Raw genomic sequence first — 16,601 nt, forward strand, 5'->3', positions numbered from 1 at the left:
TTTTTAGTCTATATTATGTTTTTTTATACTTATATATAAGTAGATTGATTATCGGAAATAACCGGATTTTTACGGGTGGTAGATCTTCAAAAAAACTCGCGTATTATCAAGTTTTTTTGTGAGGATTTTATCGCCCTAAATTAGCAAGAGAAAGAAAAGTAAGCGTGAAAAGTGTTTGGTTATATACCTATTTTATGCGAAAGAAAATATGCTGTATCACCTTGATTATCAATGAAGTGTAAAGGGAAGTAAGTGAAATATGATTCACAATTTGGACAAGAATTATATGAATAAATGTATTGTTACTCTTTTGCTAATTCTTTATATTAGAAAAAAATAAGCTTTGATTAGGGAGAGAGTACTTTGAAGAAAAAAGTTTTAAAAGTAGCAACAGCTTTAACAATTATGGGTGGAGTAGCATTTAGTGCTGAAGGTACAGTAAATGCTGCAGTAGCTCCGAAGCCACAACAAACAAGCCAGGCGATCTTTAAAGATGTACCAGCAGGACATTGGTCTTATGAAGCAATTCAAATTTTAGCAGAACAAGAAATTATGCTTGGTTATGGAAATGGTGTGTTCGGTTTTGGAAATAACGTAACTCGTGAACAAGTAGCTGCTTTAATTTATCGTGCACTTGATCTTGATGAAGAATTTGGCGAAGATGAGGTATTAGAGAGTCCGTATAATGATATTGTTGATGATAACTCAACGATGTTTCCTTTTGAAGTGTTAGCAGTAACAGAATTAGGTATCTTTACAGGTGACGAGAAAGGAAACTTCAGACCAAAAGCTACGTTAACACGTGCAGAAATGGCGCAAGTTCTTACGAAAGCATTTGGATTACAAGTACAAGGAACAGCAAAATTTAAAGATGTACCAAAGGGACATTGGGCAGAAAATGCGATTAATGCAGTAGGTTCAAATGGTATTTCAGTAGGAGATGGGAAGGGTAACTTCGCTCCGGATATGAAAGTAACACGTGAACAATATGCGCAGTTCTTATTTAAATCAATGTTTGAATAAATAATAAAAAAGAAGCCGGTGTTATACAACACCGGCTTCTTTTTTTTATGTGTAATACGGGTGGAAGAATACAGTTTTGTAAAAAAAGCAATAAAATTTTCAAAAAAAACTTCCTTTTCTGAAGATTTGTTATATAATATAAAACATAAAATCAAATCTGTTATAAAACAGTTTAAGAAGGGGATGCTAATATGTCGACGCAAACTTCACGGGTAACATTGCCCGGAGAAATGTTACCAGCGTACAACGAAATATTGACACCTGAGGCGCTTAGTTTTTTAAAGGAACTACATGAAAATTTTAATAAGCGCCGCATAGAACTTTTACAAAAGCGTGCGGAGAAACAAAAGAGAATTGATGCAGGAGAGTTTCCAAAGTTTTTAGAAGAAACGAAGCACATACGTGAAGCGGATTGGACAATTGCCAAGTTGCCAAAAGATTTAGAGGATCGCCGCGTAGAGATTACTGGGCCAGTAGATAGAAAGATGGTTATTAATGCTTTAAATTCAGGAGCGCATCTTTTTATGGCAGACTTTGAAGATTCGAATTCACCAACTTGGGAGAATGCAATTGAAGGACAAATAAACTTACGAGATGCTGTGCAGGGAACGATTTCACATAAAAATGAAAACGGAAAAGAGTATCGTTTAAATAGTAAAACAGCAGTATTAATTGTGCGTCCAAGAGGATGGCATTTAGAAGAAAAACATATGCAAGTTGATGGGAAGAATATGTCTGGTAGCTTAGTAGATTTCGGACTTTATTTTTTCCATAATGCGAAAGCTCTTTTAGCAAAAGGAAGCGGTCCATACTTTTACTTACCGAAAATGGAAAGTCATTTAGAAGCAAGGTTATGGAATGATGTTTTCTTATTTGCTCAAAAATATATCGGTATTCCAAACGGAACAATCAAAGCAACGGTACTACTGGAAACGATTCACGCTTCGTTTGAAATGGATGAAATTTTGTATGAGCTTAAAGATCATTCTGCTGGGTTAAATTGCGGAAGATGGGATTATATTTTTAGCTTTCTAAAGAGTTTCCGTAATCATAATAAATTTTTACTTCCAGATAGAGCGCAAGTCACGATGACGGCGCCGTTTATGCGCGCGTATTCTTTGAAAGTTATTCAAACGTGTCACCGCCGTAATGCACCAGCTATTGGAGGAATGGCAGCGCAAATTCCGATTAAAAACAATCCAGAAGCGAATGAAGCAGCTTTTGAAAAAGTGCGTGCAGATAAGGAGCGCGAAGCTTTAGACGGCCATGACGGGACTTGGGTTGCCCACCCGGGACTTGTACCAGTCGCGATGGAAGTATTTAATCACATTATGAAAACACCGAATCAAATTTTTAGAAAGCGTGAAGAAATACATGTTACAGAAAAGGATTTATTAGAAGTACCAGTGGGAACGATTACAGAAGAGGGACTTCGCCTAAATATTAGCGTAGCCATTCAATATATCGCATCTTGGTTAAGTGGACGGGGAGCAGCACCAATTTATAACTTAATGGAAGATGCTGCAACAGCGGAAATTTCTAGAGCACAAGTATGGCAATGGATTCGCCATGAAGGTGGAAAGCTAAACGACGGTCGTAATATTACGCTTGAACTGATGGAAGAGCTAAAGGAAGAAGAGCTAGCAAAAATAGAAAGAGAGATTGGTAAAGAAGCCTTTAAGAAAGGGAGATTCCAAGAGGCGACAACGTTGTTTACAAATCTCGTTCGGAATGATGAATTCGTACCATTTTTAACATTACCAGGTTATGAAATTTTATAAAAATTGAAAAGGGGATGGAACAAATGAAAAACGAAAGAATCGAGAAATTACAAGAGAGCTGGGAATTAGATACGCGTTGGAAAGGGATCACACGTCCATATTCGGCAGAAGATGTAATTCGCCTGCGCGGATCTATTGATATTGAACATACATTAGCGCGCCGCGGTGCTGAAAAGCTTTGGTCATCGCTTCATACGGAGGATTACATTAACGCACTTGGGGCATTAACAGGGAACCAAGCGATGCAGCAAGTGAAAGCTGGGCTAAAAGCAATTTATTTAAGTGGATGGCAAGTAGCGGCGGATGCGAACCTTTCTGGACATATGTATCCAGACCAAAGTTTATATCCAGCGAACAGCGTACCTGCTGTAGTAAAACGAATTAATCAAACGCTGCAACGTGCGGATCAAATTCAGCATATGGAAGGAAGCGAAGATACAGATTATTTCGTACCGATTGTAGCAGATGCAGAAGCTGGATTTGGCGGCCAATTAAACGTATTTGAACTGATGAAAGGTATGATTGAAGCAGGTGCATCAGGTGTGCACTTTGAAGATCAATTATCATCAGAGAAAAAATGCGGCCATTTAGGAGGAAAAGTATTACTGCCGACGCAAACAGCGGTACGTAATTTAATTTCGGCACGCCTTGCGGCAGATGTAATGGGAGTGCCGACCATTATTGTTGCAAGAACAGATGCGGATGCAGCAGATTTAATTACGAGCGATATTGATCCGGTTGATAAAGCATTTATTACAGGAGAAAGAACTCTAGAAGGATTTTACCGTACGAAAGCAGGTCTTGATCAAGCGATTGCACGTGGTTTAGCATACGCTCCTTATGCAGATCTCGTTTGGTGCGAAACATCTGAACCGAATTTAGAAGATGCAAAACGATTTGCGGATGCAATTCATAAAGAGCATCCAGGGAAATTACTTGCATATAACTGTTCACCTTCATTCAACTGGAAACAAAAACTAGATGAGAAAACAATTGCGAGCTTCCAAAAAGAAATCGCATCTTACGGTTATAAGTTCCAGTTCGTAACACTAGCTGGATTCCACTCATTAAACTACGGTATGTTTGAATTAGCACGTGGCTATAAAGAGCGCGGCATGGCAGCGTACTCTGAACTACAACAAGCAGAATTCGCAGCAGAAAAACACGGCTACTCCGCAACACGTCACCAACGCGAAGTAGGAACAGGTTACTTTGATGAAGTAGCACAAGTTATTACAGGCGGTACTTCATCAACGACAGCGCTAAAAGGATCTACGGAAGAAGCGCAGTTTACGAAATAAAAGGAAGGGGCACCTTTTTGAAGGGTGCCCCTTATTATTTTCTAAACGATTCGAGAGTAAATGAAAATATATCGACGATTCGACCAAGGATATCGACTTACCGATAAAAAGGACAATATGATTAAATCCACTCAGCTCCATGATCACGAATAAACGCCATATCTTTTTCATAATGCTCTAAATGTCCTTCATCAATCATTCTTTGGAAATTCATATCGCCTTCTTGTGCTTTTTTTTTCATATATGTACATAAAGCTTCTAATCGTAGTAAAACCATTCCTAAGTAATCTTCGTCCATACTTTTACCGTAGGACTGGACAAATAATTTCACTCTTTCTTTCATATGGCCAGCATGTTGCGATGAGTCATAATGAACTGCCTCACCGGATTCTGTATAATACGTTCTACTTAAAGGCACACAAGTATAAAGCGTATAAGCGATATCCCAAATTCTTGGACCAGGAGCAGCGACATCGAAATCAATAATGCCTACTGGTTGTTCTTGATTAAAAATAATGTTATATATAGCAAAATCATTGTGGCATACAACCTCAATGTCATTTGGAGTACAATCCATCGGTTGCCATTCATCTGATAAGGGAAAATCACTTACCGCATCATGATAAAGGCGGAGCATCTTTGCTATGTCTTTTAAAACAGCATTAGACCGCATATATTCTTTTAACGGATAATTCCCAGCTTCTCCTTCAATAAAGGATAAAATTTCTCTATCTTTTTCATCTACACCTAAAAACTTTGGAGCATAATGAAACCCTTTGTTTTCTAGGTGTTGTAACAATGTATGAATTTTTGCGCTACCTGGCTTTAATTCTCGCAGAACAGTATTTTCAGAACGATACACATTTGATATATTTCCCCCTGTAAGCTTTTCTTCGTTGGCGTAGTTTGACATATAATCCCCTCCAATATAATTATATTGTAACACTTCAGAATAAGGGATGTAATCGTATTCAAATGGTGTGTGTACTCATTTTAAAGTGAAATCCGCACATACTAAAATCAATTATTTACGAATGTACAATCCAGCTGATTTGTCAGTTATTTTCAAAAAAGATTGTACATTTTATTTTAATGTGCTATGATAGTCCCAGTTGAATAGTTAAATTAAGCAATCCATATGTTATCAAGTGCTGAAAACGAACGAGAAAAAGTATGTGAGAATTAGTTTATGTTTCGTATTTGATAATGTGTGGATTCTTTTTTTAGACAGGAAGACTAAAAATTTAAAAATTTGTATTTTCTTAGGAGGAAATAATCATGGCAGTAACAGGACAAGTAAAATGGTTTAACAACGAAAAAGGCTTCGGTTTCATCGAAGTTCCAGGCGAAAACGATGTATTCGTACATTTCTCTGCAATCGAAACTGAAGGTTTCAAATCTTTAGAAGAAGGTCAAAAAGTTAGCTTCGAAATCGAAGAAGGTAACCGTGGACCTCAAGCTAAAAACGTAATCAAACTATAATTTTATAGTTTATTATGGAAAAAAGGGATGGCTGCTGCCATCCTTTTTTTTTGTTGTGGAGAAAGTCTTTTCATCTTAAAATTCGGCGGGAGATCAACTGCTTGTTACCGCTCAATTATTGAGGGTTGGATAAAGTTTTACTTTATAAACGAGAAAGTAAAACTTTATTTGTTCTTAATTTTTTCTTTGCAATTCATTTTTTATTTGTTGTTCTGTCTACATCTGAAATGGGTAAATCTGCGCCATATAGGCTTTGATTAATATCTTTTTTGTTAGAATTTTGTTCGTCTTGAGATGATGTTTCTAACATTTGTTCTTGCTCTTTACTAGGGGTATTCAGAGCATCTGATGGGGCGCTATTAATATGTTGGCTTAATAGACTTTTTTTCTCCATATTATAAAGCTCCTTTTTGGAATTACATAAAAAACTAATGTAATCATAAATAATCACTTACATATTTTGTGTTTTGAAATGGAATTCTATACAAAACTTATATTGTAGATTTAACGAATTAAAAAGTTGCTAGTGATGTATAAAGTTGAAGTTCTTAATGGAAATTAAAAACGGGTAACATGTACAAGTACTTTTAAAGAAGTGGATAATATTCTTATCATTTTTTAATATGTAATAATATAAAAAATAAAGGGGATACAGAGACACTCGGAAGAAAATACGAAGAATTGTAAAGGCTTTCCAAAATGGAAGGCCTTTTACTCTTCTTTTTCAATTTTTTTCTTCGCGCGTTTCTTACATTCAGGGCATTTCGATTTTCGAAAAGGCTTTACGAAGAATAGTAGAATGAAAAATAGTCCGAATATAATGCTGGATGAGTTTTTCACGATTACAATGCTGCTATTTTTCATTTGAATTGTTGGTTGCATTTCTTTTTCTTCCATAGTGGACCTCCATATATTGGATTTATCTTTTAATTATAGCAAAGTTAATTGCCGTAATGATGCGAAATGAGGAAGCAGTTGTAAATATTTATAGGTAGTATAAATGCATTTTGTATCGACTTTATTATTACGAAATCACTATATAATTATTTTATAATTTAAAGGATGTTTGATAAATGATAAAGTATTGTAAAAAAGCGGAATTTGTAAACCATTTCCTTTTCATAGATGCTAAAATTATATATGCAGCTGCTAATATAAATGGAAAAAAGGAGACAGTAGAATATGGAAAGTAAAGTAGAACGTTATGTCGAAAACTATGTGGTAAATAAAAATACAATGGCCTTACTTCCTGTTATTCTAAGTGAGAAGAAAATTGTTACACGAGTTGTTGAGAGGGAAGATTCCTTTTTCGTATTTCAAAAGCCTCTAGATATTATAGAAAGAAGTTGCCGCAAGCATGGTTCTAGTTTCTTAGGCAGAAAAGAAGGAACGAAAGAGTTAACTCATATTACACATAAAGCACCGATTGCGATTAGTCCGACAGATCAACTTTATTTTTTTCCCACTTATTCATACTCTAGAAAAGAGTGCGCTTGGTTGTCTCATTTTTATATTGAAAGTAATAAAGAGTCAAAGGACGGAAATGTTATTGTTAGATTTATAAATGGCTTTGCTGTGAAATTAGAAATATCAAAAAGTAGTTTTGAAAATCAACTAAATCGTACGGCAAAATTGCGTACTGAATATGAAGATCGTAGAAAAAAGCAGGGGAGCCCCTGTTTTAAAGAGATTGATAAAACTGAAGAATCTAGACTGAAACCAGCATATGAGAAAGTGTATTTCGTTAAGGAAGGTGAAGTGTGAGAGGATGGGGGAACCCCCATCCTTTTATTTGTCAGTTTTTGTCGGTAAGTCGATATATTCGAGAAATTGCCGATAAAAATCGAGTTGTGGTTGATATATTTGAAAAATCGCTGATAAAAAGTGAGTTACGGTCGATATAATTTCAGTTACCAAGGAATTTGTCACCAAAACAAAAGGACCGCTTCCAAAATCGCGACACGTCCTGTCGAATATTGATAGATTATCATAGCATAATAATGAAGGAATTCTAATGAAAGATATGGAAACTTAATAATTACATCTCCATATGTCGTATCTACCATTTCCTCTTTCATATAAGCGATGATACAGTAGAGGTAGTACATAGAGTAAAGGGGTAAAGTGTAGAATGGATTTTCAGACAATCAAAGAGTATTTTTCACCAGAAAATATGGATCATATTGTTGAAAGTTATAAAGCGTTCGGACCACTTCTTGGTATTGGTTTACCGATGATAGAAGCGTTGATTCCGGCATTGCCACTCATCGTATTTGTACTGGCGAATGCTGTTGCATTTGGATTTTGGCTCGGTTTTCTTTATTCTTGGCTTGGATCAGTAATGGGTGCTTTACTTGTCTTTTTCATTATCCGCCATTTTGGCCGAAGTCGTTTCTTTTCTTTTGTAAATAAGCATGAGAGAGTAAGAAAAGCAATGGGATGGATTGAAAGGAAAGGGTTCGCGCCGATTTTTGTTATATTTTGTTTTCCGTTTACACCGTCTGCGCTTATAAATGTTGTTGCTGGTTTATCTCGCATTAGTGTAAAACAGTTTGGCCTTGCGCTCGCGTTCGGAAAACTTGTGATGATTTTTATTTTAACGTATATCGGCCATGATTTAATGTCATTTATTCATAATCCGGTGAAATCAGTCATTGTAGCAATTGGTATTTTTATTTTATGGTATGTTGGTAAAAAAATCGAAGTAAAGTTAGAACTACAGTAAGAATAGTCTTCTTTATAATTGTAGGCTTCATTATTAAAGGATAAGGGGAGAAGCGGATGAAGAAAACTTTGAAAAAAGAAGGCATAGAGTGGATACGAACAATTTTAATTGGTGTATTATTAGCTGTATTTTTTCGAACGTTTTTCTTTTCAACGTACGTTGTAGAGGGGAAGTCAATGATGCCGACATTGCAAGATGGCAATATGCTCGTTGTAAATAAGGTGAGTTATCAAGTGGGGGACTTGAACAGGTTTGATGTTGTTGTGTTTCATGCCAATAAAAAAGAGGACTATGTAAAACGAATTATCGGTTTACCCGGGGATCAAATTGAATATAAGCATGATAAACTGTATATAAACGGACAATTCGTGGATGAACCTTATTTAGAGACGTATAAGAAAGAGATAAATGGACGACAACTAACAGGTGATTTTAAACTAGAAGAGTTGACGAAAGAAAAGTCGGTGCCACCTGGATATATTTTTGTAGTAGGCGATAACCGTCTCGGAAGCTGGGATAGTAGACACTTTGGATTTGTAAAAGCTGATACAGTTGTCGGTAAAGTTGATTTACGATATTGGCCAATTAAAGAGGTGCAAACGAATTTTTCAAAAGGTTGATATAATAGGTAGAAGTATAGTAAAAGACAAACTACTCCGTTTGTCTTTTTTCGTGTCCTATAATACAATTATAGTAGCAAACTAACGTTCGTTATGTAAGTGAAAGGTGGGGTTACATGTCACTTCGATTTGTGATTGGTAGAGCGGGAAGTGGAAAAAGTACACTTTGTTTACACGAAGTGCAAGAAGAGTTAAAGCAGCGCCCAAGAGGGGAAACAATATTATATCTTGTGCCAGAACAGATGACATTCCAAACGCAGCAGGCGTTAATTGGTAGTGAGGATGTTAGAGGTTCTATTCGGGCACAAGTTTTTAGTTTTTCACGGTTAGCGTGGAAGGTGCTGCAAGAAGTTGGCGGAGCGAGTCGTCTTCACATTGATGAAGCGGGCGTACATATGCTACTTCGTAAAATTGTAGAGTCTCGTAAAGATGGATTATCAGTGTTCCAAAAAGCAGCGGAGCAAAACGGTTTCTTTGAACATCTTGGTAGTATGATTGCGGAGTTTAAACGTTATAACGTGACGCCATCTAACGTATATGAAATGTGGCAACAATTGGATGCACATAGTAGCAGTGCCGAACAAAAGCTATTAGCGAATAAAGTGTATGATCTACAACTATTATATGATGATTTTGAACGTGCTTTAATCGGAAAATATTTAGATTCAGAAGACTACCTGCAATTACTAGTGGAAAAGCTTCCGCAATCTGAATATGTAAATGGGGCTGAAATTTATATAGATGGATTTCATTCTTTCTCACCGCAAGAGCTAGAAATTGTAAGACAGCTTATGATTTGCGGAGCGAGAGTTACGATTACGTTAACGATAGATGAAAAAACCTTAGCGCAGCCAGTAAATGAACTAGATTTATTTTATGAAACGACATTAACGTATGAAAAAATAAAACAAGTAGCACGTGAAGAGAAGATAGAAATTGAAAAAACGATTCCACTTATGGAACAACCACGTTTTCATTCGCAAGCATTAGCGCATTTAGAAACGCATTATGAAGCGCGTCCGAATGAAAAGTTTCACGGGGAAGCGAGTGTAACGATTCATACAGCAGCGAATTTACGAGCTGAAGTAGAGGGTGTTGCCCGTGAAATTCGTAGACTTGTGGCGGATGAAGACTACCGTTACCGAGATATTGCGGTTCTTCTTCGTAATGGAGAAAGTTATTACGATGTGATGCGAACGTTATTTACAGATTATAATATTCCGCACTTCATCGATGAAAAACGCCCGATGTCACATCATCCGCTAGTAGAATGTATTCGTTCTGCACTAGAGATTATTAGCGGGAATTGGCGTTATGATGCAGTGTTTCGCTGCGTGAAAACAGAACTTTTATATCCATTAGACGTAAGAAAAGAAACGATGCGTGAAGAGATGGATGAGTTTGAAAACTACTGTTTAGCGTACGGTGTACAAGGGAAGAGATGGACTTCAGAAGATCCGTGGATGTATCGCCGCTATCGTTCTCTTGACGATACAGACGGGATGATTACAGACAGTGAACGTGAAATGGAAGAGAAAATAAATCGACTACGCGACGTTGTAAGAACGCCTGTTATTCGTATGCAAAAAAGGCTGAAACGTGCGGGAACAGTTATGCAAATGTGCGAAGCTGTTTACTTATTTTTAGAAGAGCTAGACGTTCCGAAAAAACTAGAAGCATTACGTATTCGTGCAGAAGAGAGCGGAGATTTCTTATTCGCGACAGATCATGAGCAAGTATGGGAAGAAGTAATGAGTCTTCTTGATACGTTCGTTGAAATGCTTGGCGAAGAGAAAATGTCACTTTCTATGTTCACAGATGTTATGTCGACAGGTCTTGAGGCGCTTCAATTCGCAAACATTCCGCCGTCATTAGACCAAGTGTTAATTGCGAATATTGATCGTTCTAGATTATCAAATGTGAAAGCAACATTTGTCATTGGCGTAAATGAAGGTGTGATTCCAGCAGCACCTATGGATGAAGGTATGCTTTCTGATGAAGAAAGAGATGTTCTTAGTGGTGCAGGTATCGAATTAGCACCAACGACGAGACAAACTCTACTAGAAGAACAGTTCGTTATGTACCAAATGGTAACGAGAGCGACTGAGAAATTATATATTTCTTGTCCGCTAGCAGATGAAGAAGGAAAGACGTTACTTGCGTCTAGCTTTATTAAGAAAATAAAAAGAATGTTCCCTGATGTGAAAGATACATTTATTACGAATGACGTAAATGATTTATCTCGTTCGGAACAAATTTCATACGTAGCAACGCCAGAAGTAACGTTGTCATATGTAATGCAGCAACTTCAAACGTGGAAGCGATACGGATTTGAAGGGAATTTAGACTTTTGGTGGGACGTATATAACTTCTACGTTACTTCAGATGAATGGAAGCAAAAAAGTAGCCGCGTATTATCAAGCTTATTCTACCGAAATCGTGCGCAAAAGCTAAGTTCAGTTGTAAGTAGAGATTTATACGGAGACACAATAAAAGGAAGCGTCTCTCGTATGGAACTATTTAACCGTTGCGCATATGCTCATTTCGCGCAGCACGGTTTATCATTAAGAGAGCGTGATATTTTCAAGCTGGATGCACCGGATATTGGCGAGCTATTCCATGCAGCGCTGAAGAGAATTGCAGACAGGCTATTACGTGAAAATCGTACTTGGGCAGATTTATCAATAAAAGAGTGTGAGCATCTTTCTGCTTTAGTAATAGAAGAGATTGCACCGTTATTACAAAGACAAATTTTATTAAGTTCAAACCGTCATTTCTATTTAAAACAAAAACTACAACAAATCATTTTCCGTACGTCAATCATTCTTCGTGAGCACGCGAAATCAAGTGGTTTCGTACCAGTTGATTTAGAAGTGCCATTCGGTATGGGCGGTACAGGATCACTTCCGCCAATGGAATTCTCATTACCAAATGGCGTGAAGATGGAAGTGGTTGGCCGTATTGACCGTGTTGATAAGGCAGAAGATGAAAGTGGTACGTTCCTACGTATTATTGACTATAAATCAAGCTCAAAAGCGTTAGACTTAACGGAAGTGTATTACGGATTGGCACTTCAAATGTTAACGTATTTAGATGTTGTTACTTCAAATGCACATACGTGGATGAAAAAAGGAGGCACGGCATCACCGGCTGGTGTACTGTACTTCCATATTCATAACCCAATCGTTGAGATGAAAGGTGACGCATCTGAAGCAGAAATTGAGAAAGAAATTTTAAAGAAATTTAAAATGAAAGGACTCGTGCTAGGCGATGCTGACGTTGTTCGTTTAATGGATAACAAACTTTCAACAGGAAGCTCGGATATTATTTCTGCTGGTCTGAAAAAAGACGGTAGCTTTAGTGCGCGTTCGAGCATTGCAAGTGAACAAGAGTTTAACGTATTGCAAAAATACGTACACCATACGTTTGAAAATATCGGAAAAGATATTACAGAAGGTGTTATCGATATTGCTCCTTACAAAAAAGGGAATAAAGCGGCATGTACGTTCTGTAACTTCAAATCTGTTTGTCAGTTCGATGAATCACTTGAAGATAATCAATTCCGTACGCTAAAAGATATGAAAGATAGCGAAGCGATGGAGAAAATTAGAGAGGAGGTTGGCGGAGAATGATTGAAAATTGGCCTAAAAAACCAGAAGGTAGTCAGTGGACAGATGACCAATGGAAAGCAGTTGTAGCGAACGGGCGTGATATTTTAGTCGCAGCAGCAGCTGGATCAGGGAAAACAGCAGTATTAGTTGAACGTATTATTAAAAAGATTATAAGTGAAGAAAACCCAGTCGATGTCGACCGCCTGCTCGTTGTAACATTTACGAATGCAGCGGCGCAAGAGATGAAAAATAGAATTGGGGAAGCGTTAGAAAAAGTATTAATTGATGAGCCAGGCTCTCAGCACGTAAGAAAGCAGCTGAGCTTATTAAATAAAGCTTCTATTTCGACGATCCATTCCTTTTGTTTACAAGTAATTAGAGGATACTACTACATGCTTGATGTTGATCCTCGTTTCCGTATTGCGAATCAAACAGAAAATGAATTATTAAAAGAAGAAGTGTTAGATGACATATTAGAAGCAGAGTATGGAATTGAAGACAATACGATATTCTTTGAACTCGTTGATCGTTATACGAGTGATCGTAGTGATGATGACTTACAGCGTATGATTTTAGCGCTTCATACAGAATCAAGAGCGCATCCAAATCCGGAAAAGTGGCTCGATAAATTAGTAGAAGCATACGATGTAGAAGGAAAGACAATAGAAGATTTAGTGTATGCTTCTTACTTATTAGAAGATGTGAAATTCCAGCTTGAAACAGCGGAACAGCATATTCGTAAAGCAACCGAACTCGCAATGCTTCCTGACGGCCCGGCGCCTCGCGTTGAAACCTTGCAAGCTGATGCGGTTTTACTTGGAACGTTATCATCAGCTGCTCGTGAATCGTGGACAAGTGTGTATGAAGCGATGCAAAAAGTATCGTGGCAAACGTTAAAGCGTATTAAGAAAAGTGATTACAACGAAGATGTTGTAAAACAAGTAGATTCTCTTCGTAATAAAGCGAAAGATGAAGTGAAGAAATTACAAGAAGAGTTATTTAGCCGCAAACCTGAAAGTTTTTTACGAGATTTTCAAGATATGCATCCTGTATTAGAAAAGCTTGTTCAACTTGTAAAAGTATTCACGGAGCGCTTCCAAGCGATGAAGCGAGATAAAGGAATGGTCGATTTCACCGATTTAGAGCATTTCTGTTTACAAATTTTAAGTGAACAAAGTGAAAATGGTGAGATGAAGCCATCAGCAGTAGCGCTTCAATATCGTAATAAATTTGCTGAAGTACTAGTCGATGAATATCAAGATACGAACTTCGTACAGGAATCCATTATTAAATTTGTAACGAAGGATTCTGAGAGTGAAGGAAACTTGTTCATGGTAGGTGACGTAAAACAGTCGATTTATCGTTTCCGACTAGCAGAACCAGGTTTATTCCTAGGAAAGTATAAACGCTTCACACAAGAAGGATCGGGCGGCGGAATGAAGATAGACTTAGCGAAAAACTTCCGTAGTCGTCATGAAGTGTTAGCGGGTACGAACTTTATCTTCAAACAAATTATGGGCGAAGAAGTCGGAGAAATCGACTACGATGCAGACGCTGAATTAAAGTTAGGTGCTAGCTATCCAGAAGGTGAAGATGTAGCGGCAGAACTACTATGCATTCAGCAAACGGAAGAAGAAGTGCAAGACGGTGAAGAAGGTGCAGAAGTAGAAAAAGCGCAACTTGAAGCTCGTCTTATGGCGCAGCGCATTAAAGCGATGGTTGATTCAGGTTATGAAGTGTATGATCGTAAAACGGATAGTATGCGCCCTGTACAATACCGCGATTTCGTTATTTTACTTCGCTCTATGCCGTGGGCGCCGCAAATTATGGAAGAGTTAAAGCTGCAAGGAATTCCAGTATACGCTGATCTTGCGACTGGTTACTTTGAAGCGACAGAAGTAAATATTATGATGAACGTATTCCGCGTGATTGATAATCCAATGCAAGATATTCCACTTGCCGCAGTGCTTCGTTCACCAATCGTTGGATTAAATGATGAAGAACTTGCGACGCTTCGTGCTCACGGAAAGAAAGGTTCGTTTTATGAAGTAATGAGCTCATTCTTAAAAGGGGCACCGCTTGAGGAAGAGCAAGAACTACATGATAAATTAGAGTGGTTCTATAATTTACTGCAAGGGTGGCGTGAATTCGCGCGTCAACAATCTCTTTCTGATTTGATTTGGAAAGTGTACGGTGAGACAGGTTATTACGACTTTGTTGGTGGTTTACCAGCCGGAAAGCAAAGGCAAGCAAACCTGCGTGTACTTTATGACCGCGCAAGACAATATGAAGCAACATCGTTTAGAGGATTATTCCGCTTCTTACGCTTTATTGAGCGTATTTTAGAACGCGGTGACGATATGGGTACGGCGAGAGCTTTAGGTGAACAAGAAGATGTCGTTCGTATTATGACGATTCATAAAAGTAAAGGATTAGAGTTCCCAGTCGTGTTTGTTGCGGGGCTTGGTCGCCGTTTTAATACACAAGATTTAATGAAACGTTTCTTACTGCATAAAGATTTCGGTTTCGGTTCACAATTTATCGATCCTCGTAAACGTATTAAATATACGACATTATCGCAACTAGCAATTAAGCGTAAAATGAAAATGGAATTAATCGCCGAAGAAATGCGCGTATTATACGTAGCGTTAACACGTGCAAAAGAAAAGTTAATTTTAATCGGAACGGTTAAGGATGCAAATAAGGAAATGGAAAAATGGCTTGATGCGAGGGAGCATAGTGGATGGTTATTACCAGATCATATACGTGCCGGAGCGTCTTGTTATTTAGACTGGATTGCACCTTCATTATATAGACATCGTGATAGTGAAATGCTTCTTGAATTAGGACAAGGTAGTATTCCGGGTGAAATTTATGACTATGACACGAGCTGGAAAGTCCAAGTTGTAGACGGTAGCACGTTACTTGCGCCAGAACCGGTTCAAGAAGAGAAACAAGAATTACTAGAAGCACTTCGTGAGAAAAAAGCTGTTCCCCTGCAAAGTGAACGAAAAGAAGAAGTGTACGATAGATTAATGTGGAAGTACGGATATGAGGAAGCAACATCTCACCGCGCGAAACAATCTGTTACAGAAATAAAGAGAAATTATCAATCTGAAGAAGGTAGCGATAACGCCTTTATTAAAAAAATGCGTGCGCCAATTAAAACACGTCCTCGTTTTATGGAGAAAAAAGGATTAACATACGCTGAAAGAGGTACGGCAGTTCATGCTGTCATGCAACATGTTGATTTGAAGAAGCCAATTACAGAAGAAATAATTCGGGAGCAAATTAGTGGCATGGTTAATAAAGAGCTATTAACATTCGAACAAGCCGAAGAAATAGCAATCGAAAAAGTCATTTCATTCTTTGACAGTGATCTAGGTAAAAGGGTATTAGCGGCGAAAAGTGTTGAGCGTGAAGTACCATTTACGATGATGCTTGCAGCAGAAGAAGCATATCAAGATTGGCAAGGGCAGAGCGGGGAATCAATTCTCGTCCAAGGGGTTATCGACTGTATGATTGAAGAGGAAGACGGCATTACGTTAATCGACTTTAAAACAGATACGATTGAAGGGAAGTTCCCAGGCGGATTCGATCAAGCGAAACAAATTTTAGAAGATCGATACAAAGTACAGCTTTCGTTATATGCAAAGGCACTTGAAAAAAGCTTGCAGCACCCAGTGAAAGAGAAATGCTTATACTTCTTTGATGGCAATCATGTTGTGAAAATTGAAGAATAGAGGGACTTGAAAATGGCAACGGAAAAAACGTTAAGAACGTGTGAAAAAGGACATGAATACTATAAAAGTAGCGATTGTCCAACTTGCCCGGCTTGTGAGAAAGAGAGAACGCCGAAAGAAGGTTTTCTCTCTCTTCTATCAGCACCAGCAAGAAGGGCATTAGAACATCATGGCATTCATACTGTAGAAGAACTCTCACGATATAGTGAAAAAGAAATTTCGAAATTGCATGGGATGGGACCTGCATCTATGCCGAAGCTTAGAAAGGCTTTGGAGGAGAGCGGATTATCATTTAAATAAAATGAAACAGTAAAC

At 37.8% G+C, this 16,601-nt stretch carries 13 protein-coding genes; 10 read left to right on the top strand and 3 right to left on the bottom strand.

Going from position 1 to position 16,601, the window contains the following annotated elements:
- Positions 1 to 363: 363 nt before the first annotated feature.
- From ACHZK0_RS05780 to aceA, 3 genes are all read left to right on the top strand, one after another.
- On the top strand, positions 364 to 1,023 hold the full coding sequence (locus ACHZK0_RS05780) for an S-layer homology domain-containing protein (RefSeq protein ID WP_270342063.1): 660 nt from the start codon (positions 364 to 366) through the stop codon (positions 1,021 to 1,023).
- Positions 1,024 to 1,214: 191 nt separating this feature from the next.
- A complete protein-coding gene (gene aceB / locus ACHZK0_RS05785; protein ID WP_262742306.1) occupies positions 1,215 to 2,804 on the top strand; it encodes a malate synthase A in 1,590 nt (529 codons plus the stop codon).
- Positions 2,805 to 2,827: 23 nt separating this feature from the next.
- Complete coding sequence (aceA, locus tag ACHZK0_RS05790) at positions 2,828 to 4,105, top strand: isocitrate lyase (RefSeq protein ID WP_395761323.1); 1,278 nt, start codon at positions 2,828 to 2,830, stop codon at positions 4,103 to 4,105.
- A 121-nt stretch (positions 4,106 to 4,226) separates the two neighbouring features.
- Here aceA and ACHZK0_RS05795 read toward each other — a convergent pair whose 3' ends face one another.
- On the bottom strand, positions 4,227 to 5,018 hold the full coding sequence (locus tag ACHZK0_RS05795) for a phosphotransferase (RefSeq protein WP_395761324.1): 792 nt from the start codon (positions 5,016 to 5,018) through the stop codon (positions 4,227 to 4,229).
- 365 nt (positions 5,019 to 5,383) lie between these two features.
- Here ACHZK0_RS05795 and cspA point away from each other — a divergent pair, with 365 nt between their 5' ends.
- The gene (cspA, locus tag ACHZK0_RS05800; protein WP_000301522.1) at positions 5,384 to 5,587 is read left to right on the top strand and encodes an RNA chaperone/antiterminator CspA; all 204 of its coding nucleotides are present in this window, start codon (positions 5,384 to 5,386) and stop codon (positions 5,585 to 5,587) included.
- Between the two features lie 193 nt (positions 5,588 to 5,780).
- On the opposite strand, the gene ACHZK0_RS05805 is transcribed toward cspA, so the two are convergent.
- Positions 5,781 to 5,981: a hypothetical protein gene (locus tag ACHZK0_RS05805; protein ID WP_270342066.1), complete on the bottom strand. Its 201-nt coding sequence runs from the start codon at positions 5,979 to 5,981 to the stop codon at positions 5,781 to 5,783.
- Between the two features lie 317 nt (positions 5,982 to 6,298).
- Positions 6,299 to 6,484, bottom strand: a complete 186-nt coding sequence (locus tag ACHZK0_RS05810) for a hypothetical protein (protein ID WP_262742309.1) — start codon at positions 6,482 to 6,484, stop codon at positions 6,299 to 6,301.
- Positions 6,485 to 6,769: 285 nt separating this feature from the next.
- On the opposite strand from ACHZK0_RS05810, the gene ACHZK0_RS05815 reads away from it, so the two are divergent.
- The 6 genes from ACHZK0_RS05815 to ACHZK0_RS05840 all read left to right on the top strand — a co-directional run bounded on the left by ACHZK0_RS05815 (position 6,770) and on the right by ACHZK0_RS05840 (position 16,586).
- Positions 6,770 to 7,351 (top strand): competence protein ComK, encoded by a 582-nt coding sequence (locus ACHZK0_RS05815; protein ID WP_063263210.1) that lies wholly within the window; start codon positions 6,770 to 6,772, stop codon positions 7,349 to 7,351.
- A 367-nt stretch (positions 7,352 to 7,718) separates the two neighbouring features.
- On the top strand, positions 7,719 to 8,312 hold the full coding sequence (locus ACHZK0_RS05820) for a TVP38/TMEM64 family protein (RefSeq protein ID WP_043936619.1): 594 nt from the start codon (positions 7,719 to 7,721) through the stop codon (positions 8,310 to 8,312).
- 56 nt (positions 8,313 to 8,368) lie between these two features.
- Positions 8,369 to 8,932 carry a signal peptidase I gene (gene lepB, locus ACHZK0_RS05825; protein ID WP_061676503.1) on the top strand — a complete coding sequence of 188 codons (564 nt, stop codon included), beginning with the start codon at positions 8,369 to 8,371 and terminating at the stop codon, positions 8,930 to 8,932.
- 116 nt (positions 8,933 to 9,048) lie between these two features.
- Positions 9,049 to 12,564 (top strand): helicase-exonuclease AddAB subunit AddB, encoded by a 3,516-nt coding sequence (gene addB / locus ACHZK0_RS05830; RefSeq protein WP_262742311.1) that lies wholly within the window; start codon positions 9,049 to 9,051, stop codon positions 12,562 to 12,564.
- Complete coding sequence (gene addA / locus ACHZK0_RS05835) at positions 12,561 to 16,286, top strand: helicase-exonuclease AddAB subunit AddA (protein WP_395761325.1); 3,726 nt, start codon at positions 12,561 to 12,563, stop codon at positions 16,284 to 16,286. The genes addB and addA overlap by 4 nt, the downstream gene beginning before the upstream one ends.
- 12 nt (positions 16,287 to 16,298) lie before the next feature.
- A complete protein-coding gene (locus ACHZK0_RS05840) occupies positions 16,299 to 16,586 on the top strand; it encodes an RNA polymerase alpha subunit C-terminal domain-containing protein (RefSeq protein WP_262742314.1) in 288 nt (95 codons plus the stop codon).
- The last annotated feature ends 15 nt before the right edge of the window (positions 16,587 to 16,601 follow it).

Origin of the sequence: Bacillus sp. 3G2, assembly GCF_044324725.1 — a bacterium.
Lineage (GTDB): Bacteria > Bacillota > Bacilli > Bacillales > Bacillaceae_G > Bacillus_A > Bacillus_A mobilis.